Raw genomic sequence first — 25,101 nt, forward strand, 5'->3', positions numbered from 1 at the left:
ACATCGGCGAGGCGGGAAACACGGCGCCTATCGTCGAGCCAGCGATTTCTCCACTGCCGCCAGACTTTGCCGCAGATGCGGCGCCACCGCCGGATGCCGCGCAAACGCAGCGCGCGCCTGCGCGGCAAGTGATTTGGCGCCGGCATGATCGCCCTTGGTTGCCAGTGCCAGCGCGAGGTCAGCGCGTGCGCTGGCCAGATGCGGCGATTGCGGGTGCTGTCGCGGGGTCTGGATATCGATGGCGCGCTGGTAATGTTCGGCGGCAGCGTTCGCATCGCCGCGCTTGAGGCTTAGCGCACCCTTCAGGCTTTCAAGTTGCGCGGCGGCGGGCCGACTGAAGGCGATTTCATCCTCGGCCACACCCTTGATTATGCGGTCCATGGTGGTGATTTCAGTTTGCGCGTCGTCGAGTCTGCCCTCGAGCAGGTAAGACTGCGCTAGCGACAGGCGGGAGAAATTGCGTTGATTGACGAAGCGTCCAGCGGGCGCACGGTCGATTTCGATGATTTCCTTCAGCATCGCCTGGGCTTCGGCATGTTGGCCGCGATGTGCTTTGCTGATCGCCAGCAGTCGCTCTCCGGCCAACACATCGGAAATCGTTCGCGCGACATTCGCGGCGCGCATGGCGCGGAGCGCGCCGGCTAGAACGCTTTCCGACTTTGCATAATCCCCCAGCATCTGCAGAACATGTGCATAGCGCGATGCGGAAAGCCACACGCTCGATGGCGCCCCGTTCGTGAAGCCTGCATACGGCTCGAACCCCAAGCGCCCGATACGTTGTGCGTCGGAGAATTGACCAAATTCAACCAGGCACTGCGCGAGCATCGCGCGCGCCGCGCTCACAAAAAGAGGATCCAGTTCATTGCCGAACTTTTCGTAGACCCGAATGACTTGCTCGAACATGGCGATTGCCCGCGGCGCATCGCCGCTGGCCGCCGTCAGATTCGCGACCAGGACAGCCGTGCGCGCCCAGCGAAACGTCTCATTGCCGGAACTGCGTTCGATCACCTTCAAGGCTTTGGCCATCTCGCCCAGCGCGCGCATATGCATTCGCCCCAGCATCAGCGCCTCGCCGTAATTCCGGCGAACCGTTGCCTCGAATGCCCGCTCCGACTGCGGCAGTGCTTCCGCCAGCGCAATCGCATGGTTAAAGGAGACTTCCGCGCCGGGCATGTCCTGCTGGTGCGATTGCGCAAAACCCAGCACGGACAGCGCGGCCGCATGCGTCCGGCTGCCGGGGTCATCCTGCCCGGCGATTCGGACTGCGCGCGCGGCATCGGCCACACCGCTGGTTCCGTCGTAGCGCTGCGTCTTGCTCATCGCCGAATCACGTAGCGCCGTGACAAGCGTGCGTCGCGCGAGGGGATCGGTGTTGCCATCCAGGGCAGCAATTGCCTCCTGCAGCATCGGCAGGGTGCGCTTGAACTCGCCCGTATCGGCCAGTGTGGAAGCGAGCGCCACTTGCGCCTGCATGCGCTCGATGAGCGGTGCGCCCCGGGTATTCAACTCGGCCAGTCGCGTTTCCTGAATCGACCTCGCCGACTCGTCCAACGACAGATTGTTCAATGCTTCACCCAGCGCAGCCTGTACTTCCGAGCGAACTTCAGGCTGATCAGCAAATCGGCCCGGCAACGATTTGGCCGCATCAAGCAATACATCGCCGATCGGCTGCCTGCGCCGTATCAGGGCGTCCTGCTGGTCGACGTTGCCGACGCTGATAATGCTTTGAAGAAATTCCTTCACCGCGCGGGTTTTTGCGGTTTCCAGTCGCGCTTGTTGCGCTTGCCATAGTGCCAGGGTTGTACCGCTGACCAGCGCAACGCATACCAATGATCCGGCCCCAACCATCAGCGCATGACGCCGCACAAAACGCCGGGTGCGATAGGCCACGCTGTCCGGCTGCGCGATCACCGGCTGGTGGGCGAGGTGACGCTCGAGGTCATCGGCCAGCGCGCTGGCGGTGGCATATCGCTCGGCCGGCGCCGGTTTCAACGTTTTCATGACAATGGCGTCAAGATCCCCGGCAAGTCGCCTGGCCTCATGGCGATGCCTGCTCTGGGCTGCCCGTCTGCTGGGCCGCAACACATCGGCGTGGATCACGGCTTCCGCAAGGGCAGATGCCGACTGGCGCTTCAACTTGTACGGTTTTTCGCCGGTCAGTACTTCATACAGCACCACGCCGAGCGAATAGATGTCGCTGGCGGTCGTGACGGGTTGCTCCAGCAATTGCTCGGGACTGGCGTAGTCCGGCGTCAGGGCGCTGCCAAGCGTCTGCGTAAGATCGGGAGCCTGCGTGGCATCCTCATCGCGCGTAAGCAGTTTGGCAATGCCGAAATCGAGCAGCTTCACGCCGGGCGCGGTGTCTCCCGGCGTCACCAGTATGTTGTTGGGTTTCAGGTCGCGATGCACGACAAGATTGGCATGCGCGTGTGCGACCGCGCGCGCCACCTGGATCATCAGGCGAATGCGCCCAGGTAGATCGACCTGCGCGGTCTCGCAATAGGTGTTGATGGGCTCGCCCATCACAAATTCAAGCGCAAGGTACGGCCGTCCCGCGTCATCGACACCGGCATCGTAAAGGCGCGCGATGTTGTCGTGATTGAGGCTCGCCAGGATGTCGCGTTCACGCTGCATACGCGCGGCAAGACCACGGTCAAGCAAATGACGGTGCGGCAGTTTCAGCGCCACCTCGCGACGGATAGTGCCATCAGCTCGTTCGGCCAGCCAGACGCTGCTCATGCCGCCTTCGCCCAAGGGGCGGAGCAGTCGATACGGTCCCACGCGCTCCCCGATCGCCGGATCGCCATCCTGCCGCGCAAGCGGCGGAAACGTTGGAAGCGCATCGAGAAAGTCGGCGGTCTCCACGCCATCCGGTGCGGTGCCAGCCAGCAGATTGGCGCGAAGCAATGGGGCGAGGCGGTCGTGCGGCGGCGGCAAGGCATCGATCCATGCGGCCCGGTCATCCAGTTTGAGATCGAGCGCCTCTTGCAGCAAACGATCCAGGATCTGGAGTTCAGCGATCGTCAGCGGCATAACAAGGGATTGAACGTGAAAATCATGTCTGGACAGGTAAATTCGTGGATTCCCGCACTAAACGAAATAAAACTGTTCCACCAGACATGTGGACGGCAATATTCGTGGCACGCGGTCCGCGACGCTACGAATGGCAGGCTATCTGTCGGGTGCCAATGTGGCGGCGAGCAGTACGCGCGCGCGCTGCCAATCCCGATTCACGGTTCGTTCCGCCACGCCGAGCGATGTGGCAATTTCGTTCTCCGAAAAGCCGGCGAAATAGCGCATCTCAACCACCTGCACCAGGCGTGGATCGACTTGTGCCAACTGTTCCAGTGCGTTGTGGATATCCAGCACGTTGTCTTCACTTTGGCCGATTCGATCACTTAAATCCGTGTCCAGCGACAAATGCGGCGCGTTGCCGCCGCGAATCTCCGCCGAACGCGCACGAATGATGTCAATGATGAGTGAGCGCATGGTGTGGGCAGCGTAGGCCATGAAATGTCCGCGGCTTTCGGTGGCGATCCCGCCCATGTTGGCGAGTTTGAGATACACATCGTGCACAAGTGCGGTCGTGTCAAGCGTCGCGGACCGGTTGGTATTCAGCAACCGTACATGCGCAATTCGCTTCAGCTCAGGGTAACAGTGCGTGAACAACTCATCCTTGGCGGCGGCGTCGCCCTGTTGCACGCGTGTAAGTAGATCGGTCGCGCTGTTGGGGGGTAGGGAGGAGGTGGTAGTGTCGGTGTCGGTGTCGGCGTTGGCGCTTGCTGCGGTGGAAGGAGATCTCATGAAGCCGATTCTATACGAGAAGTTTTGTGTCGCTGGCCGTACCCATGAAAAGCGGCAAACCCCAGCACTGGCGCGGCTCGCAGCCAGAAACGCTGCCACTCGCCGCGCCAGTGCATGTGTTTCAGTTATCGATCTTGATTCCGGAGTCCTTGACGACCTTGCCCCACTTGGTGATTTCGGAAGAAATAAAGGTGGCGAATTCCTTCGGCGGCAATCCACCGACTGTCGCTCCCTGAGTTTCCCAGATCTTCTTGATTTCAGGGTCGTTCAGCGCCTTCACGTTCTCGGCGTACATCTTGTCGAGTATCGGTTGCGGCGTGCCCTTGATCCCCCAGAGCGCATACCAGGTGGTCACTTCGAATCCCTTGTAACCGGCTTCCGCCATGGTCGGCAGATCAGGGAAGGCCGGCGAGCGCGTGGCACTGGTGATGGCGAGCGGAATCAGTTTGCCGGCCTTGATCTGCGGCGATGACGAACTCAGGCTGTCGAAGCAGAGATCAACCTGGCCACCGAGCAGATCCTGCATCATCGGCCCGACACCTTTGTACGGCACGTGGACCATTTCGATACCGGCCAGGCGCTTGAACAGCTCCGCCGCCATGTGATGCGAGGCGCCACTGCCGGCCGAGCCGAAATTAAGCTTGCCCGGATTGGCTTTGGCGTATTTCACGAAGTCCTCGACGGTCTTGATGCCGAGTTTCGGATGCACGACCAGCACATTCGGTACAAAGGCAAAAACAGTAATGGGAACGAAGTTTTCCTCCAGCTTGTAGCCGCGATTCATGTACAGCGATTCGGCGATGGTGTGGTGGATGGCGCCGACGAAAAATGTGTAGCCGTCGGGCGCAGCCTTCGACGCGACATTCGCGCCGACGGTACCCGCCGCACCGCCGAGATTTTCGATGTAAACACTTTGCGCGAGTGATAAACCCACCTTGGCGGCCATGGGGCGTGCAAAGACATCCGTACCGCCACCGGCCGGGAAAGGGTTGACCCACTTGATGGCTTTGGTCGGCCAAGCGGGAGTCTGAGCCGACGCAGGAAATGCGAACGACAGTGAAAACGCGCCAGCGACCAGTGTGCAAAGCAAATTGCGTCGATTCATGAATCCTCCAAATGTAGTAATAAAACGTCCGCTCTCTGGTGGACGGTGCCTGAAAAACTAAGCTGCCATTCTATCGGGAGTATTGCGTGCCGCGCATTGCGCCAGATATTGCATCGCCGCATCGACGCCGCCTTTCTGATGCGGCACACCGGCCACCTCCAGCCCCATCTCCACGCCCGCCAGGGTTCCCATCAAGGTGAGATCGTTGAAATCGCCCAGGTGGCCGATGCGGAAAATCTTGCCTTTGAGTTTGTTGAGTCCCATGCCGAGCGACATGTCGAAGTGCTTGAGAATGAAATCCCGCAAACGGTCGGCGTCGTGACCAGCCGGCATCATCACGGCGGTGAGCACCGGTGAATACTCGGCCGGGTTTGCGCAGAGAATGTCCAGTCCCCACGCGCGCACCGCGCGGCGCGTGGCTTCCGCATGCCGCTGGTGGCGCGCGAATACGTTCGCGTAGCCTTCCTCGCGCAGCATGGCCAGCGCCTCGCGCAGGCCGTAGAGCATGGTGGTGGCGGGCGTATAGGGAAAGAAACCCGTCTTGTTGGCTTCCAGCATCTCGTCCCACGACCAGAATGACTTTGGCAGTGTGGAGGATTTCGACGCGGCCAGCACCTTGGGAGAAAGCGCGTTGAAGCTCAGGCCCGGTGGCAGCATCAGGCCTTTCTGCGACCCGCCCACCGTGACATCCACGCCCCAGTCATCGTGGCGGTATTCAACGGAACCGATCGATGAAATCGTGTCAACCATCAGCAGTGCGGGGTGTCCCGCCTTGTCGATGGCCTTTCGCACGGCGGGAATATTGGACGTGACGCCGGTCGAGGTTTCGTTATGCACCACGCAAACGGCTTTGATCGAGTGCGACTTGTCATCCGCCAGCGCGGATCCAATCGCTGCCGCATCAACCCCGTGCCGCCAATCGGTTTGAATCAGCTCAGGCTTCAAGCCCATGCGCGTCGCCAGTCGCTGCCACAGGAATGCGAAGTGCCCGGTTTCGACCATCAGCACGCGATCGCCCGCTGAAAGGGCATTTACCAGCGCAGCCTCCCACGCGCCGGTGCCGGAGGCGGGATAGATGATCACTGGATGCTGTGTCTGGAAAATCTCCTTCATGCCGGCGAGGACTTCCTTTCCCAGCGCCTGAAATTCCGGTCCGCGATGATCAATGACCTGGCGATCGATTGCCCGCAGAATGCGTTCGGGCACCGGCGTCGGGCCGGGAATCTGCAGGAAATGGCGTCCGGCGCGGTAAGTGGTGGTGGAAACGGCGGCAGAATTTGCGTGGGTCATGTCTTGAGCCATGTCGATTACTCCTGAAGGCGTTTTTCGTACACTATGGTGTTACGTCAAACCAGACATTACCACCGGTCAATTATCTTATGTCAGAAAGCCAGTCAATTCGCTTCATACCCGCTGCCCATGATCATCCCCTGAAGGAACGATTGGTGCGTGAGGTCGACGGCGAAGTCATGTTTGACAATGCCTCGCGCGGCCGCTATTCGACCGACGCATCCATCTACCAGATCATGCCGGTGGGCGTGGTGGTGCCGCGCAGCATCGATGCGGCGATCAGCGCCATGCAAATCGCGGCGGAGCAGGGCGTGCCGATCCTGCCGCGCGGCGGCGGTACCTCGCAGTGCGGGCAAACGGTGGGTGCGGCGCTGGTAATCGACAACAGCAAGTTCCTCAACAAATTGATCGACGTCGATGCCACCAACCGGCGCGCGACGGTGGAACCGGGAATCGTGCTCGACCAGCTCAATGCCAGATTGAAATCGACCGGTCTGTGGTTTGCGGTCGATGTCTCCACGTCCGCGCAAGCAACGATCGGCGGCATGGCGGGCAACAATTCCTGCGGCTCGCGCTCGATTTTCTACGGCAACATGGTGCACAACGTTGCGGGTATTGAGGCGGTGCTGGCGGATGGATCCATCGAGCGATTTGGTGAATTGAACGCCAATATCGAAGCGGGCCGCTCACAACGGTTCCGCGACATTCTCACCGGCATCCGTGCCATTTGCGAACGCGAGAAAGATGAAATTGCGGCTCGCTTTCCACCGTTATTGCGACGGGTGGCAGGCTACAACCTCGACATCTTTGCGCCGCGCGATCCGCTCAATTACAACACGCCGGTGCCGAATCTCGCGCACATGCTGGTCGGCTCCGAGGGGACGCTTGCGTACTTCAAATCACTGGAACTGAAGCTCTCTCCGTTGCCGAAACACAAAGTGCTGGGCGTGGTGAATTTCCCGACCTTCTACCAGGCGATGGACCTGACGCAGCATCTCGTCAAACTGGGTCCGACGGCGGTGGAGCTGGTCGATCGCACCATGATCGACCTGTCGCGCAACAATCCGGCGTTTCGCCCGGTCATCGACGCCGCGCTCATCGGTGAACCCGAGGCCATTTTGCTGGTGGAATTCGCGGGCGACGAGCACGCACCGTTGCTGAAAAAGCTCGATGACCTCGTTGTATTGATGGGTGACCTGGGTCTGCCGCGGTCCGTGGTGAAGATGAGCGAAGCCGGTGCACAAAGAGCGTTGTGGGAAGTACGCAAAGCCGGGCTCAACATCATGATGTCGATGCGCGGCGACGGCAAGCCGGTCAGCTTCATCGAGGACTGCTGTGTGCCGCTGGAACACCTGGCCGAATACACGCGCCGGCTCACCGAAGTATTTACGAAGCACGGCACCAAAGGCACCTGGTACGCGCATGCGTCCGTCGGGACATTGCATGTGCGGCCAATTCTAAATATGCGCGGCGACGGCGCGATCAAGATGTGTGCGATCGCCGAGGAAGCGGCCGAACTGGTACGCGAATATAAGGGTGTCTATTCCGGCGAACATGGCGATGGCCTCGTACGTAGCGAATGGATTGCACCGTTTTTCGGTCCACGCTTGACATCGGCGCTGGGTGAAATCAAGGCTTTGTTCGATCCGAAAGGACTGATGAACCCCGGCAAGATCGTCAGCCCGTCGAAGCAGGATGACCGCTCGCTATTCCGCTTCCAGCCGGGCTATGCAGCAACGAAATTCGAGACGGCGCTCGACTGGAAAGAGTGGGGCGGATTTGCACCTGCCGTCGAGATGTGCAACAACAACGGCCACTGCCGCAAGTTCGACGCCGGAACCATGTGTCCCAGCTACCCTGCGTGAGCTGCAAGGGCTGCAAGCGCGAATGCCCCACCGGCATCGACATGGCGAAGATGAAGATCGAGTTCCTGCATCAATACAAGAAAAGACATGGCCATACCCTGCACGACAGGCTTGTTGCCTGGCTGCCACGCTATGCACCGTACGCGTGGGCATTCGGCTGGCTGATGAACTTGCGCAATGTTATTCCGGGTGCGGCGTGGCTGGGCGAGAAGACGATGGGGTTTTCCTCGAAGCGAAAGTTGCCGTTGTGGCACCGGCCACTGCTGGCATCCATTGGCGCCGCACGTTGGCAGAAGGCGATGCGCAAGGCCAAGGCGGACGGATCGGAAACCTATTTTGGCAAGGAGCGTGACGTCGTCCTTTGGGTCGACACGTTCACGAATTACTTCGAAGGCCCAAGCAAATATTTTCCCGGCATCAGCGCGGAGGCCGCATCGATCGTATTGCATAAGGCGGGTTACAACGTCGACCTGATCGGCGGCGCGACCGGCGAACGTCCGCTGTGCTGCGGGCGCACGTTTCTGGCCACCGGCATGGTCGATCAGGCCAAAAAAGAAGCGCGGCGCACCATCGATGCATTGAAGCCGTACATCGAGCGTGGCGTGCCCATCATTGGCCTGGAGCCTTCGTGCCTGCTCACTTTGCGCGATGAATTCAAGTCGATGTTTCCGGGGGACGAAACCGACAAGCTCGCGGCACATGCATTTCTGTTTGAGGAATTTCTGGTGCGGGAGAAGACCGCGGGGCGCTTCGATCCGTCCCGGCTCGCTTTACAGCCAATTGAGGCGAATCGTGCGCTGTTGCACGGCCACTGCCACCAGAAGGCATTCGGTGTGATGAGTGATGTCGAAGAAGTCCTGTCATGGATTCCAGAACTCAAAACGACGACTATCGAATCGAGTTGTTGCGGCATGGCCGGCGCATTCGGCTACGAGACCAGTCATTACGACGTATCGATGAAAATGGGCGAACTGTCGTTATTACCTGCCGTGCGGGCCGCCGATCAGGACGCAGTCATCGTCGCCGACGGCACCAGCTGTCGCCACCAGATTGCCGATGGCGCACAGCGTGAGGCGGTGCACGTTGCGGTGGTATTGGCGCAGGCAATGGTGCGCATCGCGTCCGAAAGTATTGGTGAAATGCAGTTTGGGTTTCAAGGGTGTGTATTTTTTGAGAGAAGGTGGTTAAAGTGAATTGAGGAATGGTTTTTAGGGAGCGTGGGAGGGTCGGAGGGGAATTAGAAGGGAATACGGGTGAAAATGTAGGGCAGTCGAGAGGACTTTGTGAGACTGGGGCAAGGTTTAGGGGGGGGGACAGGTTTCGGCACAGGCGAGGAAAGACGAATTAAACAAGATGTGGCGCAGGTTTGTCATGGGGGGGAGTGGGGGTCGCAAAGGTGGTGGGTATGAACGTTGAGAGGATGAGGTTGAGTAAAACGCCCTCGACCGGTCAGCAGTTGACCCGAATTTGGTGAGGGGGGGGGGTCGGGGAGGCCCTGGTGGACGCCCCACGGGGCTGCGCCCCGACGTGCGGCCGCGGGTAACGGGCAGGCCGGGGACCGAAGCGGGTGGCCGATTGCACCCCCCGGAAAACGCATGTAGATCGCCATTTGGCGCGGTGTTTCCGGCAAAAATGCCCGGAAAGGCGCGCCAATGCTTGCGTTTAGCTATTTTCCGCATCGCACAACGCGCGCGGATCCACGCGGCTGCCGCGAATCGCGAATCGCTTCGCGCGTGAAGATATACCTGAAACCAGATCGACATCCCGCAATGCGACATCGAAGATCTGCGCCAGAAAGCGGCGCAATTCGTCGTTGGCGGCGCCTTCGACGGGTGGCGCGGCAACGCGTATTTTCAGTGCTTCACCGTGCAGCCCCTGGATCCCGGTGCGCTTGGCGCCAGGTTGTGCATGCACCGACAGGATGAGGCAGTCCTTGTCGTGTCGAAACCAGGGCATGGATTGCCAGCGACTTGCGATGCGCCGCGCTATCCGCCGCGTTTAGCCGGCCCGGGCGGTGCGACCGATGTGGTGCGCGTTCCGCCGGTGTTACTGGCGACGGCTGCCGGCGTGACGGTGCGGCCCATGCCCGCCGCAATACCGAGCCAGTCCCAGCGTCCTTGGGCAATCGCTTCAAGAATAGTGGCACGAATCTGCACGGCCGCGGCGTAGGTGTTGGGCGCCAGTTCATTGAACTGCATATATGTTTCCAGATTGTCGTAGCCGCAGGCACCGAGGTGCGCACAACCATAGAGCACCTTGTAGGCATCGGCGCCACAATTCGCACCCCGGTCGCACGCGGCGAGCTGCCACGCCGGCGCCCAGTCGCGCGGCGTATACGGGTCACCGTTCGGGCCAACCTTGCGATCGGCCAATTGCGTTGAGCCCCACGAAAGCAACTGACCGGCGCGTTCAATGGCGAACGGGTCACCCGTACTGAGTGCATCGCGAACCATCGCCAACTGGTCTTCGGACATGCGGCGCTCCTCAATGCCACGGGCGTTGCGATTCTGCTCGCGGTTCAGGTCGGCCGCGACCGCCACCTTTGCCGCCGGGTTACCCTGTGCTGCCGCCTCGCGGTAGAGTTTTGAAATATCGGCAGCACTTATATTGGTACTGGCAAATCCTTCACAGGTTTCGGTGACGCGGTTGAATGCCTCGATTCGCTGCGCATTGCTGGGATCATTTTCCTTCAGGCGATTCTGGAAACGCGTCTTGTCTGCCTCGGACGGGCCTTGCGATCCGCGGCCCCGGCCAACGCAGCGTTCCATCGCCAGCGCGGCAAAGAATTTGGTTTCGGCATCGGCGCCCTCTGGATTGGCGGCGTAGCGATCGTAGAAAACCTTCAACTGGCGGGCCTTCTCGAACTCCTGCGCCAACGCGCTTTTCAGTGGAACCACGCTGCGCGCGACAGAAATTTTGACCGGCGAAGATTGCTGCAGGTTGTCCAACGGCAGCACCGAGGCAGAGCCGCCCGCTGCCATTGGAGCCTTGCTCGAGGTGGCTGCGCTTTCCGCCGAAGCATTCATGACGGCGTCAGTGGGGGGGCGCAGGAAATACCAGCTCGCGGAAACCACCGCCGCGAATGTTCCGAGAATTATCAGCAATGACTTGTTCATGGGCGTTGCCCTGAAAGGAGTTGCTTGCATCTTAGCGGAAACGACGATCTGAAATACAAAATGGGGCGAAGTGCCCCATTTTTCCGCCTTAAAGTTGTAACAAAGTAATTAGTGTTGCAGGATCTTTGAGAGAAAGTCCTGCGTCCGCTGCTTGCGCGGTGATCCGAAGAAATCGTCCTTGGTGCAATCTTCCATGATGGTGCCGCCTTTTTCCATGAAGATGACGCGGTCGGCCACTTTTCGGGCAAAACCCATTTCGTGCGTCACCACCATCATTGTCATGCCTTCCTTGGCAAGTTCGACCATGACATCGAGCACTTCGTTGATCATTTCCGGATCGAGTGCGGACGTGGGTTCGTCGAACAGCATGGCGATCGGGTCCATTGACAGCGCGCGGGCGATGGCCACGCGTTGCTGCTGTCCGCCGGAAAGCTGGGCAGGATATTTGTCCTTGTGCTCGATCAGTCCAACCCGTTCAAGCAGCTTCAGGCCTTTTGCCAGGGCTTCTTCTTCGCTGCGGCCGAGTACCTGCGTTTGCGCAATGGTCAGATTCTTGGTCACGCTCATGTGCGGAAACAATTCGAAATTCTGGAACACCATGCCCACGCGCGAGCGTAGTTTCGACAGGTTGGCGCCTTTGCCGCCGACCGATATGCCATCGACGAAGATCTCGCCCTTCTGGATCGGCTCCAGGCCGTTAACGGCCTTGATGAGCGTGGATTTTCCCGAACCCGACGGGCCGCAGACCACCACCACTTCGCCCTTGTCGACGTGCGTGGTGCAGTCTTCCAGCACCTGCTTTTCGCCATACCATTTGCTGACGTTTTTGATTTCAATCATGGCCATGGTGGATTTCCTGTTTCGATGAATGAGTGGAGTGGAGGTTGAATGCGTCGGGCTTCAATAACTGGCGGCAGTGGCGGACGGCTGTAACTATTTGCCAGGCTGGGTGCGGACCTCAATGTATTTCACCAGCTTGGACGCGCCGAAACAGATAATAAAAAACACCAGCGCGACAAAGACGTACAACTCCGTTGAGCGGCCCGTCAGTTGTCCGGCGGTGCTCGCCGAGCCAAGGAAATCCTTGAGACCGACCACGTAAACGAGCGACGTATCCTGGAACATGATGATTGACTGGGTCAGCAATATCGGCAGCATGTTGCGGAACGCCTGCGGAAGCACAATGTGGCGCATCGTCTGCCAGTAATTCAGTCCCAGCGCATACGCGGCCCACGGTTGCCCGCGCGGAACGGACTGGATGCCCGCGCGAATGATTTCCGAGTAATACGCGGCGCCAACCATGATGAAAGCGACGATCGCTGATGTGAAAGGTCCTACTGCTTCACCCTGTTGCCCCGTTAGTTTCTCGACCAGCATCGGTGTCAGAAAATAGAACCAGAACAGCGCCATGATGAACGGGATCGCCCGTATCAAGTTTACAAATCCGGCTGCCGGGTAGGAGAGCAGCTTGAAACTCGACAGCCGCGCCATGGCCAGAAGCGTACCCAGGAAAATGCCTCCTGCCAGGGCAATTCCGAACAACTTGAGCGACAGCAGCATGCCGCTCCACAAAATCGGCAGGCTCTTGATGATGATGGCGAAATCGAAGTCACCCATGCTATTTGCCTCCCTGCGATACATAGCCCGGTACGTGCAACTTGTTTTCAAGCAAACGCATCAGGTAGATGACGGTCAGGGTGATAACAATATAAAGAAGAGTGGCGGCAGTGAATGCCTCAAATGTCTTGAAGGTGTATTCCGAAATCTGCCGGCTTTGGGCCGTGAGTTCCAGTACGCCGATGGTCAGCGCGGTCGACGAGTTCTTGAAAATCGTCAGGAACTCCGAGGTCATCGGCGGAATGACCAGACGAAAAGCCATCGGCAGCAGCACGTGTTTGTATACCTGCGGCAGCGAGAAACCCATGGCCAGCCCGGCATTGGTTTGCCCCTTCGAAAGCGACTCAATACCGGCGCGCACTTGTTCAGCGACGCGCGACGCGGTATATAGCCCCAGGCACAATACGGCTGCGGTGTACTCCCACAAACTGAACTGCGCAAAAGGCAGGGTGATGAGATTGGGATAAGTACCTTTCAGCCAGTCACCCCATGCCGTGGGAAGTACCTCGGGCATGACGAAATACCACAGGAACATCTGCACCAGAAGTGGAATATTCCTGAATATCTCGACATAGATCGTGGCGGGAACCCGGAGCCATTTAACCGGCGCGGTTCGGGCGACCCCCAGAATCGAGCCCAGCGTAAAAGCGATGATCCACGCGGCGATCGATACGAGCATGGTCCACATGACGCCAGACAACAACCAGTCCAGATATGTCATGCCACCGGATGGCGCCTGTTCGAGAAAGACTTTCCAATCCATGTCGCGCTCCCCTGATGGTTGAGGGTGTCAGTCAATCAACCGGATGGTAACGAAATTTATTTTGTTCTTATGCGTGCGGCAAAACGCGCCGGACTGCGGTTTCGTGTAGAACTTGTACGGTGGGCAAAGCGCAGCGTGCCCAAGCGAATGACAGACGGTGGACATGCTGCGCTTTGCCCACCATACATCACGTAAATGCCTACAAAAAAGGAGAATCGATCTCTCGATTCCCCTTCGCTTTGTATCGCTAACTTATTCCGGCAGGGCTTGCAGCTGGAAACCAGCCTTCAGCAGCGGGCTCATCGGCATGCCGATAGATTCGCCTGAAGGCAGTTTGCCGATGAACCACTTGTCGTAGATCTTGTTGATGTCGCCCGTCGCCATCAGTTTGGCAAGCGCGCGATTGACCACGACACCAAAATCAGCATCGCCCTTGCGATACATCATGCCGTATGGGTCGTAGGACAGGTAATCGCCAACGACTTCAAAATCCTTTGGCTTCTTGGATTTCGCCACCAGGCCATAGAGCAGCACATCGTCCATCGCGAATGCCACCGCGCGGCCGGACTCTACAGTCAGGAACGATTCAGCGTGGTCCTTGGCGTTCAGGAACTTGATATTCAGGTTTTCCTTGTCGGAAAGCGCCTTGATGGTGCGTTCGTTGGTGGTGCCCTGTGTGACGACCACGGTCTTGTTCTTCAGGTCCTTGTAGGACTTGATTTTGGAGGATTTCTTCGCCACCAGTTTGGTGCCAGTCACGAAGGTGACGGGTGCGAAGGAAACCTGCTTTTGGCGTGTCAGGGTATTGGTCGTGGAACCACATTCGAGATCCACCGTACCGTTGGACATCAGCGGAATACGGGTTTGCGAGGTAACCGGGTTGTACTTGACGGTGAGCGTCGGCAGTGCCAGTTCCTTCTTTACTTCTTCGACGATTGCCGCGCAAAGATCCATCGAATAGCCGATTGGCTGTTGCTTGTCATCGTAGTAGGAGAAAGGAATCGATGCATCGCGATGGCCGATGGTGATGGCGCCGCTATCCTTGATTTTCTTCAGCGTGCCGGTAAGTTCTTGCGCTGTTGCCGGGACCGCCAACAGGGCTGAGGCCAGCAATCCGGCGCTCAGCGTGGAAAGGGTGGAAAACTTCATGGGTGGTGCTCCTCGTGTATTTATGATGAGAATATTGCTGGAATTGCCGATGCTGCGTAGCCCTGAAATCCAACAGGCAGATATTACGCTTTTTTCAAGCTCGGGTTTGCGCCGAGGTTATCAAGCAAACCGGATGCCAGCCGTTCCTGCCGGACTAAATCAGCAACGCGGCCGCGACAATGCGGCCCTCGCTCGTGAGCACATTGTAGGTGCGGCAGGCGGCCGGGGTATCCATGACGTCAAAGCCGATTCGCGCCTGGGAAAAAGCCGCCATGATGCGCGGGTGCGGAAAACGAAAGGACTCCCCGGAGCCGAAAAGCACCAACTCGGGTTTAAGCTCCAGCAAGACGGCGAAATCGGCGATGTCCATCGCAGACGGATCGGACACGGCCCAAGGCGAGATGATTTTGTCGGGCATGACGATCGCAGCGGTTTCCAGGCGCGTGCTGTTGACCATGACAAAGCCGGGACCATGACCAGAAATCGAGTTCTGGCCATCGAAGGAATTGAGGTGGAGTTTCATGGCGAGTGGAAAGGGAGCGTCGTGATGGCTTGATGGTTTTAGCGGCGTAGTATGAAAACCGCATTGTGCTCGGATAGAATGGACATATTGCGGCGCACAAACATGGTGCATGCCAGTCAGTGCCGCGCCGATAATTATAGCCAGTCCATCTCACCAGACCGATTTCATGACTCACGAATTTTCCCGCATCAAGCGTCTGCCGCCCTACGTTTTCAATATCACCGCCGAACTGAAGATGGCGGCACGTCATCGTGGCGAGGACATCATCGACATGTCGATGGGCAACCCCGACGGCGCCACGCCACAGCACATCGTCGACAAGCTGGTCGAAGCGTCCAAGCGGCCCAATACGCACGGCTACTCTGTCTCTAAGGGAATTCCGCGTTTGCGCAAGGCGATTGCCGACTGGTACAAGCGGCGTTATGACGTCGATCTGGATCCGGAAACGGAAGCAATCGTTACCATCGGCTCCAAGGAGGGCCTTGCCCACCTGATGCTGGCCACGCTGGATAGCGGCGACATGGTGCTGGTACCAAACCCCAGCTACCCGATTCACATTTATGGTGCCGTCATTGCCGGCGCGCAAATCAAGCACGTGCAAATGACCGAGGGCGTCGATTTTGTCGCGGAGGCCGAAAAGGCGATCCTCGAGTCCGATCCGAAACCGAAGATGCTGATCCTCGGATTTCCGTCAAACCCGACGGCAATGTGCGTCGAGCTGGATTTTTTTGCGCGTATCGTGGCATTGGCAAAGGCCAACAATTTGCTGGTGGTGCACGACCTGGCCTACGCCGATATCACCTATGACGGCTGGAAAGCCCCGTCGATCATGCAGGTGCCGGGTGCGCGTGACGTGGCGGTCGAATTCTTCACCTTGTCAAAGTCGTACAACATGGCCGGCTGGCGGGTCGGGTTCATGGTCGGTAACAAGAAGCTGGTCGCCGCGCTGACGCGCATGAAGGGCTACCACGACTACGGCACCTTCACGCCCATCCAGGTGGCAAGCATCGCCGCCCTCGACGGCCCGCAGGAGTGCGTGAAAGAAATTGTCGCGGAATATCAGACTCGGCGCGACGTGCTGCACAAGGGATTGGCGGAAGCCGGCTGGGTGACCACCAAGCCCAAGGCAACCATGTACATCTGGGCAAAAATTCCCGAGCCATACCGGAAGATGGGCTCGCTGGAATTCGCGAAAAAACTTCTGATTGAGGCCAAGGTCTGTGTGTCCCCGGGCGTGGGTTTTGGCGAGCTGGGTGACGATCATGTACGGTTCGCGTTGATCGAAAACGCGGAGAGAACCAGGCAAGCCGTGAGGGGCATCAAGGAAATGTTTCGCAAGGATGGGTTTATCAAGGACGTTCCTCAAAAATAAACTGCCTCACCAACGCAGTCACCCTTTGCATTGCTCGGGATGACATTGCAGATACCATGAAAATCATTCCCATCACCAATGCCATCGGCGAAATCATCGAGCGCGAATGGCTCATCCAGGCCGAGGCCGTCCACCGGCAACTTCGACCACATTTGCCATTGGATTACGCCGGACGCATGAAAGCGGTCTTCGCCAGCGGCGCGGAAATGTCGGTATGCGTCCGCGATGGCAAAGTGCGCGGCCTCACGGTGTTCCGCATTCAGGAAAAAACCTTCAGCGGCCGCGAGATGTACTGCGATGATCTGGTCACCGACGAAGCCGAACGGTCTACTGGTGTCGGCCATGTTTTGATGCAGCACATGGAAAGCATCGCCGCGCAGCGCGGCTGCGATTGCCTCGCGCTGGATTCCGGCTGTCAGCGCCAGCAGGCACACAAATTTTACTTTCGCGAAGGCATGACCATTCCTTCGTTTCATTTTTCCAAACCCATTCAGAAATCCGCAACATGAAACCGATCAACGTAGGACTGCTGGGACTCGGTACCGTCGGGTCCGGCACCATTGAAGTATTGAAACGTAATCGTGAGGAAATTTCCCGTCGCGCCGGACGCGAAATTCGCGTCACGCATGCTACCGCGCGCGATCTCAACAAGCCCCGCGATTTTTCACTCGAGGGAATTGAGTTGTTGCCCGATGGTGATGCGCTGGTCAGCCATCCCGATATCGACATCGTTTGTGAATTAATCGGTGGCGACACCACCACCAAAGAACTGGTGCTGAAGGCGATCGCCAATGGCAAGCATGTGGTGACAGCCAACAAGGCGCTGCTCGCCAAACATGGCACCGAAATCTTCGCCGCTGCGCTGAAAAACCGGGTGATGGTGGCCTTTGAGGCCGCCGTCGCGGGTGGTGTACCGATCATCAAGGCGCTGCGCGAGGGGTTGACGGCGAACCGCATCGAGTGGATCGCCGGGATCATCAACGGCACCTCCAATTTCATCCTGTCGGAAATGCGTTCGCGCGGTGCGAGTTTCGAGGCGGTACTGAAAGAAGCGCAAGACAAGGGTTATGCCGAAGCCGATCCCACATTTGATATCGAAGGTATCGACGCCGCGCACAAGCTCACCATCCTGTCGGCCATCGCGTTCGGCATTCCGGTGCAGTTCGACAAAGCCTATACCGAAGGCATCTCTCAACTCACCGACAAGGACATCAAGTACGCCGAACAACTGGGCTACCGCATCAAACTCCTTGGCATCACCCGCCGGGCAAACGAGGGCATCGAGCTGCGGGTGCATCCGACGCTGATTCCGTCGAAGCGGCTGATCGCGAACGTGGAGGGCGTGATGAATGCCATCCTTGTCAAAGGCGATGCGGTTGGCGCAACGCTGTACTACGGGCGCGGCGCCGGGTCGGAAGCCACCGCCAGCGCGGTGGTCGCCGATCTCGTTGATGTAACGCGTATGCTGACCTCCGACCCGGAACACCGCGTGCCGCATCTCGCGTTCCAGCCCGATCAATTGCACGACACGCCGATACTGAAAATGGAACAGGTCGTGACCGGCTGCTACCTGCGATTGCGTGCGTACGACAAGCCCGGCGTGATGGCCGATGTCACACGCATTCTGGCCGACGGCTCCATATCGATAACCGCCATGCTGCAAAAGGAAGCGGAAGAGGGCGAAGATGTCGTGGACGTGATCATCCTCACCCACCCGTCACTGGAGAAAAATGTCAATGCAGCGATCGCACGCATTGAAGCGCTGCCAACCATTGCCGGCAAGGTCGTGCGGATTCGCATGGAAGAACTGAGCTGACATGCGCCTCAACCAGGTCACTGTCACGGTGACGGACATCGAATCGGCGTCCGCGTTCTATCGCACGCTCGGGCTCAAGACGATTGTGAAAAGCCCGCATTACGCCCGCTTCGAATGCCCGCAGGGAGAAAGCACGTTCTCGATCCACCTGGGCGAGGTGTCAGCGGTGGCATCAACCGTGGTGTACTTCGAGAACGAACAACTCGATGCGGTGGTCAAAAAACTGAAATCCGAGGGGATTACATTTGATTCCGAGCCCGCCGACCAGCGCTGGCTTTGGCGCGAGGCGCGATTGCGTGATCCCAGCGGCAATCCGATTTGCCTGTTCCATGCCGGTGACAACCGGCTCAATCCTCCATGGCGTTTGCCTGAAGTGGTGAGTTGAATATGAAATACATCAGCACGCGCGGCGCCGGTTCCGCGCCGGACGACCATCCCAAATCCTTCTGCGACATCCTGCTGGAGGGCCTTGCGCCGGACGGTGGCCTGTTCCTGCCGCAGGCGTATCCGAGCCTGAGCGAAGAAGAACTGGCGGCGCTGCGTCCGCTATCGTATCCGGCGCTCGCGTTCCAGATCATCAGCCGCTTCGCGGATGACATTCCGGCCGATGACCTGAAAGCCATGCTCACCAAGACTTACACGGAAAAAACATTTGGCAATGCAGACATCACGCCGGTCAGAACCCTTGAGCCTGGCCTGCATATCCTGCAATGCTCGAACGGCCCGACGCTGGCGTTCAAGGATATCGCCATGCAGTTTCTCGGCAACCTGTTCGAGTACGTGCTGGCTAAACGTCACGCAGAAGTGAATATTCTCGGCGCGACCTCCGGCGACACCGGCTCCAGCGCGGAATATGCAATGAAGGGCAAGCATGGCGTGCGCGTGTTCATGTTGAGCCCGCATGAAAAGATGTCGCCGTTCCAGACCGCACAGATGTTTTCTGTCCAGGACGCCAACATCCACAATATCGCGGTGCGCGGTGTGTTCGACGATTGCCAGGATATGGTCAAGGCCGTATCCAACGATCTCGAATTCAAGGCTAAGTACAAAATCGGCGCGGTGAATTCAATTAACTGGGGCCGCATCGTTGCACAGGTGGTGTACTACTTCAAGGGCTATTTTGCCGTCACCGCCTCCAACGAGGAAAAGGTTTCGTTCGCTGTGCCGTCCGGCAATTTCGGTAACGTGCTGGCAGGGCATATCGCGCGCATGATGGGCTTGCCGATCAAACACCTGATCGTCGCCACCAACGAAAATGACGTGCTGGACGAGTTTTTCCGTACCGGCAACTACCGCCCGAGAAAGGCCGCGGAAACCCTGCAGACATCGAGCCCGTCGATGGATATTTCGAAGGCGTCGAATTTCGAACGTTTCCTGTACGACTTTTTGTGGCGCGATCCCGCCTGCGTGCGCGAACTGATGCGCAAAGTCGAACACGAAGGCGGCTTCAATGTCTCCGACTGCGGCGACATCTGGAAACGCATGCCGGCCTTTGGTTTCATTTCCGGCCGCAGTTCACATGCGGATCGCATCGACACCATCCGCAACGTCTGGCAGAAGTATCAAATCGAAATTGATACGCATACGGCGGATGGATTGAAGGTCGGGCTGGCGCATCGCGAACCTGGTGTGCCGCTCATCTGCCTGGAAACAGCGTTGCCGGCGAAGTTCGAGGCGAGCATCGTCGAGGCGCTCGGACGAAAACCCACACGGCCGCCGCAATATGAAGGCATCGAGGCGCTTCCACAGCGATTCGAAGTAATGAATGTCGATGCCGACGCGGTGAAACGTTTGATCGCACGGGTCGTAGGCAAAGTCTAGCGCTGGCGCGCCTGCTGGCGGCATTATCTCAAGTAAGGGAACCCCAAGATCTCGTCATTCCCTGTCAGACGGGAATCCAAACTTGTTGAGATATCCCTACCGTTGTGCTTAACTTGGTTCCCGCCTGCGCGGGAATGACGGAAATTTGAGGCTTCGAGAAGTTGCTGGACGTAAACTCCACCACCGGCGGGCCTCTCAGGCATAAAATGGCTGAAACGCCGCGCCAGTGCCGGAGTTTCACCTGCCGGATCGGGCCATTTCAACGGCGCATCGTGACGATGCTGCCGATTGACCCTGCCGTGTGAAGCGAGTAAATTAAATTGCGGTTGGATGCGCAGAGCTAACTCGCCACCATCGACCGCGCTTGCACCAGAATCAGCACCGGCACACGTCTCTCAACCGCACCACACGCATCGCTTAGGCTGTCATTGCGCCACGCAAGGACAGGCAGTTTCTGCAGTCGCGCACCCGCGGCTGGAATGGACAGGGAGAACTCAGCATGGGCGCACCCGCAATTCGTCGTTTCCTGGCACTCGCCGGCTTCATAATGTTTACGCTATCAACCGGCATTAGAGGATGCCGCCGCGCAGTGGACTTATCGCGTCGCAACCGATCCGTACATTCGCAACATCGGCGTCTTCCTCAATACGCCCGTGACGGGCACGAATACGCTTCATTGTGTCCACGCTGACCGATGGCATGTACAAGGTGATCGACACGGGCAATTCGCAGACGTCGACCTTTCAGAAAATAAGTAACGGCTTGCCGATCGTCGAGGTCAGGACGCACTCAAGTATCAGCACCACCGATTTCACCACCATGTATGCGGGCACCGACGGCGCCGGGTTGTTCAAAACCAGCGACGGCGGCGCGAACTGGCTGCCGCTCAACGGTTCGGGCGGACGGCGCTGGGCTGCTCAATGTTTGCCGGCATTAACTTCGACGCGACAACACCCCGCACGCTCATCATTGGCACGGCGTGCCGCAACAACAGCGGTTTTTACAAAAGCATCGACGATGGCCTCACCTGGAGCCGCTTGGGTAACGCCACCTTGCCGGACGATGTCGCCGTATCCGCATTGACCCGGGACGTTGCCTCGAATACATACTTCCTAGCCAGTAGCAACTATGGCATTTACAAGAGCATCGATGCGGGCGCGACATGGTCCGCGGCGAACAGCGGCATCACGGCACCAAATGGAACCCTCAATACGTTCAACATTCAATTCACATCCGCTGCAACAGCGGGTCCGCCCGCTGGCCCCAACCAATCTTTTGGCGTATGTCCACGGCAGCGGCATGTATCGTTCGACCTACACTGGCGCGAGCTGACCTTGAGCAATGCGGGATTGCCCACGTCATTGCCAGGGGATCGCGGCACTCGGCGGTATCGCCACGAGCAATTCAATCCTGCACGTCGGACTGGACAAGGAAGGCGTATATAAAACTATCGACGGCGGCGTCAACTGGACGCTGTGGGGAAAACCCGCTTACTGACGACAGGATGCTCATCACGCGCACAGTTGCGATCGCAACCGCCGGATCGACCTACTATTTCGGCACGCTGAATGGTCTGGCGAAAACAACAGACAACGCCACGACGATTAACGGCGTGCAGATGGGCGATGGCGGCGGTCGCGTCAATGCCATTACTCATGATCGCGACACGCCATACAAAGGCTACGTGACCGGGCACACATTGTTCCGGATTGATTACATCTACGGTAATTGCAGTGCAGGTTGCGCGCCGATGGACTCGGGTGACCGGGAACACCATTGAAGGTGTCGCCTATTCAGGACAAATCCAACCCTGCGATTATCTACGTCACGACGACCAATCGCGGTATTTTCAAGAGCACCAATGGCGGCACCTCGTTCAGCGCGATCAACAATGGCCTGCCAAACATGATCGGCCAAACCAGCCGGCTGGCGATCGATGAAAATAACTCGCAAATATTGTATCTAGGGTTGCGATGCCGCCGGCGTGTTCAAGAGCACTGATGGCGGCGCGACGTGGGTGGCATCGAACAGCGGCCTCACGACCCCGGAGGCGCGGTCGATCAACACGGTGACACGGGATCACAACGAATCCGCCATCGTCTATGCGGCAACCGACGGGGCTTGTATAAGTCTACCGATAGCGGCGCGAACTGGACACTCAAGTATTCGGCGACTGATAACGGAGGCTCCCCGCTTCCCGTCACGCATTGCGGGTCCGCACCGGCAATTCGCTAGAGCTTGACATGGGCAACAATAACGTGAATGCCAACGGCACGCTCGCGCCATCTTCGGGCCTGCACAAGAGTATCGATGGCGGTGAAAACTGGACCAACATTCTCCCCGGCCAGGCGGTATCACAGGTGCGCGTGCTGTCGACCGGCGATATCTATGCCGGCATCTCGGCCACCACGGGCAATCCAGCCGTGTTGCTGTCGACAAATGGCGGAACCTCGTTTGCGCCCTATTCCGGCGGATTGAACGGCAGCGATATCCGTACCTTTGGCGTTGCCGCCGATCGTTCGACCATGCTTTCCCTGTCTCTTGAAAACGGATTCACACCCACAACCCGGCGGGACCGCCGCCCTTCCGTCCCGCTATCGGTTGCCATCACCGAGGCGCCGGGAATATTCTCAAGGGTTTTCCTCGGTTACCAGACAACGAATACCACGAGTCCCAGCAAAGCCGTCACCATAACCAACACGTCGCTAACAACCGCGACCGTCGTTGGTTTTGGCACGAACAACGATGAGTTTTCGGTCCTGAGTCACAACCGCTCGCTCGCGCTAGCGGCGGGAGCGTCTGTAAATGGCGAACGTTACCTTTACACCACGATTTAGTGCACCAGTTCCGCAGTGCTAACAGCGGTGGGGCCTGTGACAGGCGTCGCCGTCAATCTTATGGAATCGGCATCCAGATTGGGCAACCCGCGTTGGTATTGTCGAATGACCGGCATGGTGCCCGCGTATCCTGGTTTTTACACGCAGCAGACCACGCGGGAAATCACTTTTGGCAATCAGGGCATCGGCACCTCGCGGACCATTTCTGTGAACTTGTTAAATGTTGGCACGGCGACGGCGACCGTGAACTTCTCTGGCGTTTCCGCGCCGATGAGCCTCGGTGGCACTTGTGGCACGACAATTCCGGCGGGCGGCAGCTGCCAGCTTGATGTGACCTACGCGCCTACCGGTGCAGGCACCACCAACCAGACGTTGAGCATCAACCACACCTCGCCTTCTCCGATCCAGAATCCGTCCTATCCCTTCCTTGCTTTATGGGATCGCCGAGAATATGGCGAACGACGGCAATCTTGTCCCGTCCTTTGGCGCGACGACAAACCCCGGCGGTGGCGGAAAGGCCTTCGTCTCCCTTTGGCCCGTACGGTGTGGAGTCCGTGGACCGGCTGGCGTTACAGCCCGACGGCAAGATCATTGCCTTTGTGTGGGCGCGCAAGGCGGTGGAGGATGGCATTGCTGTCGCCGGTGTGGCCTGCCTGAATACCGATGGCAACCCTGACACGACCTGGGGCAGCGCGGGCTTGTTCGGCTGGTGCCCGCTGCGGCGAACGCCTTCTTCAACGGCACCGCCGGTGTGCATGTTCAATCGACCGGCAAAGTGATCGTGGCACTTGCTTCCACGAATGGAGTCGCCAATGCGGACATGGTCATTTACCGGTTAGATTCCGCAGGCCAGGTCGACGCGTTTCGGCACCGGCGGCAGTACCGTGGTGCCCAATCTCGATCCATGCGCCTGGAGTTCTACGCGGACGACCGGATGCTCGCGAGCGGCAACGCCGACAATGTGAACTTCAACAAGATTGGCCTCGTCCGCCTGAATGCCGATGGCGGCCTTGATGGCAGCTTTGGAACTGCCGGACGCGCGGACATCCTGGTGCCGGATACCATGCAGCCGCCGCATACCCAGGCGCGCTTCGCACCGGTTTGCCGCGGACGGCAAGATATTCGTAGCCTATTCGTACGGTGGGGCAGTGCCCGCGATATTGCCCTCTACAGGCTCACTACGAGTGGGGGCATCGATGCGAGTTGGGGAACCGGTGGCCGCGTAAACGTCGCGGCAACCGCGCTTGAAGACAACGTGCGAAACATGCGAGTGCAGCCCGACGGGAAGCTCCTGCTGATGTCGCGCACCGAACGTGCTTCCGGCAGCGGCACCTACCTGACGGTTCTGGCGCGCCTGAACGCGGACGGTTCACCCGATACATTGTTCGGCACCGCCGGGCGTGGAAAGAACCGCGATCGCCTAGCACCAATCTTGCCGGTCCGATGCAATTGATGACTGACGGCAAGATTCTCGTTGCGGGCCGTCGCAATTGTGGTGGCGCCTGCCTTTCAGGCTCAGACAGCGTCATTGTTCGCCATAACCCGGACGGATCCCTCGACACCACCTTCGGCACCGGCGGCATTTATGCTTTCGTGATCACCGCAAATTTCGAGAACATCGGCGATATCCATCTGTTATCGGATGGCACCATCGTCGCAGGCGGGCAAGTTAGCCAGTTTGACATGGATCGCGGTGACGGCACGACCGGAAGCACCATCGACAATGGCTTTGTCGTCAAGATCAAGAACACTGTCGCGCCGGTAGGACTGCTTGGCGTATTGTCCCGCAAAGTGCACGCCAGCGTCCCTATGACCTGCCAACTAATGTCGGTGCACCGATGAAGGTGGAGCCGAGGACCATCGGCGCCGGTCACCAGACCATATTCGAATTCAATCAGCCGATTTCCTGATAGGATCGCTGACGACGACGATCGGCACGGCCACCGCCGCACCACTTGCCGGCGGAAATGACGTCACCGTCACCTTGACCGGCGTACCCGACAATCAGCGCACAACAATATCG

General features: G+C 58.6%; 25 protein-coding genes and 1 pseudogene. 15 read left to right on the forward strand and 11 right to left on the reverse strand.

Going from position 1 to position 25,101, the window contains the following annotated elements; genetic code table 11:
* Positions 1-27 precede the first annotated feature (27 nt).
* The 4 genes from IPP88_21700 to IPP88_21715 form a co-directional block, all read right to left on the reverse strand.
* A complete protein-coding gene (locus tag IPP88_21700; protein ID MBL0125196.1) occupies positions 28-3,033 on the reverse strand; it encodes a serine/threonine protein kinase in 3,006 nt (1,001 codons plus the stop codon).
* Positions 3,034-3,171: 138 nt separating this feature from the next.
* A complete protein-coding gene (locus IPP88_21705; GenBank protein MBL0125197.1) occupies positions 3,172-3,804 on the reverse strand; it encodes a sigma-70 family RNA polymerase sigma factor in 633 nt (210 codons plus the stop codon).
* A 121-nt stretch (positions 3,805-3,925) separates the two neighbouring features.
* The gene (locus tag IPP88_21710; GenBank protein MBL0125198.1) at positions 3,926-4,909 is read right to left on the reverse strand and encodes a tripartite tricarboxylate transporter substrate binding protein; all 984 of its coding nucleotides are present in this window, start codon (positions 4,907-4,909) and stop codon (positions 3,926-3,928) included.
* 57 nt (positions 4,910-4,966) lie between these two features.
* On the reverse strand, positions 4,967-6,199 hold the full coding sequence (locus IPP88_21715) for an aminotransferase class V-fold PLP-dependent enzyme (GenBank protein ID MBL0125199.1): 1,233 nt from the start codon (positions 6,197-6,199) through the stop codon (positions 4,967-4,969).
* Between the two features lie 89 nt (positions 6,200-6,288).
* Between IPP88_21715 and IPP88_21720 the strand changes: the two are divergent.
* Positions 6,289-9,257 (forward strand): annotated as a pseudogene (locus IPP88_21720) (FAD-binding protein).
* A 469-nt stretch (positions 9,258-9,726) separates the two neighbouring features.
* Here the strand turns inward: IPP88_21720 and IPP88_21725 are convergent.
* From IPP88_21725 to IPP88_21755, 7 genes are all read right to left on the reverse strand, one after another.
* Entirely contained in the window at positions 9,727-10,020 is a 294-nt protein-coding gene (locus IPP88_21725; protein MBL0125200.1) for a YggU family protein, read from the reverse strand.
* Positions 10,021-10,049: 29 nt separating this feature from the next.
* Entirely contained in the window at positions 10,050-11,180 is a 1,131-nt protein-coding gene (locus IPP88_21730) for a hypothetical protein (protein ID MBL0125201.1), read from the reverse strand.
* A gap of 108 nt (positions 11,181-11,288) precedes the next feature.
* A complete protein-coding gene (locus IPP88_21735) occupies positions 11,289-12,020 on the reverse strand; it encodes an amino acid ABC transporter ATP-binding protein (protein ID MBL0125202.1) in 732 nt (243 codons plus the stop codon).
* Positions 12,021-12,113: 93 nt separating this feature from the next.
* Positions 12,114-12,797, reverse strand: coding sequence for an ABC transporter permease subunit (locus IPP88_21740; GenBank protein MBL0125203.1), 684 nt, complete (start codon positions 12,795-12,797; stop codon positions 12,114-12,116).
* 1 nt (position 12,798) lies between these two features.
* Complete coding sequence (locus IPP88_21745; protein MBL0125204.1) at positions 12,799-13,560, reverse strand: amino acid ABC transporter permease; 762 nt, start codon at positions 13,558-13,560, stop codon at positions 12,799-12,801.
* Between the two features lie 252 nt (positions 13,561-13,812).
* On the reverse strand, positions 13,813-14,709 hold the full coding sequence (locus IPP88_21750; GenBank protein ID MBL0125205.1) for an amino acid ABC transporter substrate-binding protein: 897 nt from the start codon (positions 14,707-14,709) through the stop codon (positions 13,813-13,815).
* 154 nt (positions 14,710-14,863) lie between these two features.
* The gene (locus IPP88_21755; protein ID MBL0125206.1) at positions 14,864-15,232 is read right to left on the reverse strand and encodes an Mth938-like domain-containing protein; all 369 of its coding nucleotides are present in this window, start codon (positions 15,230-15,232) and stop codon (positions 14,864-14,866) included.
* A 166-nt stretch (positions 15,233-15,398) separates the two neighbouring features.
* Between IPP88_21755 and alaC the strand changes: the two genes are divergently transcribed.
* The 14 genes from alaC to IPP88_21825 all read left to right on the forward strand — a co-directional run bounded on the left by alaC (position 15,399) and on the right by IPP88_21825 (position 24,920).
* A complete protein-coding gene (gene alaC / locus IPP88_21760; protein MBL0125207.1) occupies positions 15,399-16,604 on the forward strand; it encodes an alanine transaminase in 1,206 nt (401 codons plus the stop codon).
* Positions 16,605-16,660: 56 nt separating this feature from the next.
* A complete protein-coding gene (locus tag IPP88_21765) occupies positions 16,661-17,113 on the forward strand; it encodes a GNAT family N-acetyltransferase (GenBank protein ID MBL0125208.1) in 453 nt (150 codons plus the stop codon).
* On the forward strand, positions 17,110-18,420 hold the full coding sequence (locus IPP88_21770) for a homoserine dehydrogenase (GenBank protein ID MBL0125209.1): 1,311 nt from the start codon (positions 17,110-17,112) through the stop codon (positions 18,418-18,420). Before IPP88_21765 ends, IPP88_21770 begins: the two co-directional genes overlap by 4 nt.
* 1 nt (position 18,421) lies before the next feature.
* On the forward strand, positions 18,422-18,805 hold the full coding sequence (locus tag IPP88_21775) for a VOC family protein (GenBank protein MBL0125210.1): 384 nt from the start codon (positions 18,422-18,424) through the stop codon (positions 18,803-18,805).
* A gap of 2 nt (positions 18,806-18,807) precedes the next feature.
* Positions 18,808-20,241 (forward strand): threonine synthase, encoded by a 1,434-nt coding sequence (locus IPP88_21780; protein MBL0125211.1) that lies wholly within the window; start codon positions 18,808-18,810, stop codon positions 20,239-20,241.
* A gap of 678 nt (positions 20,242-20,919) precedes the next feature.
* A complete protein-coding gene (locus IPP88_21785; protein ID MBL0125212.1) occupies positions 20,920-21,324 on the forward strand; it encodes a hypothetical protein in 405 nt (134 codons plus the stop codon).
* 258 nt (positions 21,325-21,582) lie between these two features.
* Positions 21,583-21,738: a hypothetical protein gene (locus tag IPP88_21790; GenBank protein ID MBL0125213.1), complete on the forward strand. Its 156-nt coding sequence runs from the start codon at positions 21,583-21,585 to the stop codon at positions 21,736-21,738.
* A 7-nt stretch (positions 21,739-21,745) separates the two neighbouring features.
* Entirely contained in the window at positions 21,746-22,021 is a 276-nt protein-coding gene (locus IPP88_21795; GenBank protein MBL0125214.1) for a hypothetical protein, read from the forward strand.
* The gene (locus IPP88_21800; protein MBL0125215.1) at positions 22,018-22,242 is read left to right on the forward strand and encodes a hypothetical protein; all 225 of its coding nucleotides are present in this window, start codon (positions 22,018-22,020) and stop codon (positions 22,240-22,242) included. Before IPP88_21795 ends, IPP88_21800 begins: the two co-directional genes overlap by 4 nt.
* 242 nt (positions 22,243-22,484) lie before the next feature.
* Positions 22,485-23,078 carry a hypothetical protein gene (locus IPP88_21805; protein ID MBL0125216.1) on the forward strand — a complete coding sequence of 198 codons (594 nt, stop codon included), beginning with the start codon at positions 22,485-22,487 and terminating at the stop codon, positions 23,076-23,078.
* 105 nt (positions 23,079-23,183) lie between these two features.
* Positions 23,184-23,735 (forward strand): choice-of-anchor D domain-containing protein, encoded by a 552-nt coding sequence (locus IPP88_21810; protein ID MBL0125217.1) that lies wholly within the window; start codon positions 23,184-23,186, stop codon positions 23,733-23,735.
* Positions 23,678-23,857: a hypothetical protein gene (locus IPP88_21815; GenBank protein ID MBL0125218.1), complete on the forward strand. Its 180-nt coding sequence runs from the start codon at positions 23,678-23,680 to the stop codon at positions 23,855-23,857. Before IPP88_21810 ends, IPP88_21815 begins: the two co-directional genes overlap by 58 nt.
* A gap of 2 nt (positions 23,858-23,859) precedes the next feature.
* Positions 23,860-24,531 (forward strand): hypothetical protein, encoded by a 672-nt coding sequence (locus IPP88_21820; GenBank protein ID MBL0125219.1) that lies wholly within the window; start codon positions 23,860-23,862, stop codon positions 24,529-24,531.
* Complete coding sequence (locus IPP88_21825) at positions 24,522-24,920, forward strand: hypothetical protein (GenBank protein MBL0125220.1); 399 nt, start codon at positions 24,522-24,524, stop codon at positions 24,918-24,920. The genes IPP88_21820 and IPP88_21825 overlap by 10 nt, the downstream gene beginning before the upstream one ends.
* Positions 24,921-25,101: the final 181 nt, after the last annotated feature.

The organism is Betaproteobacteria bacterium (genome assembly GCA_016720925.1).
In the GTDB taxonomy this organism is placed as follows: Bacteria; Pseudomonadota; Gammaproteobacteria; order Burkholderiales; family Usitatibacteraceae; genus UKL13-2.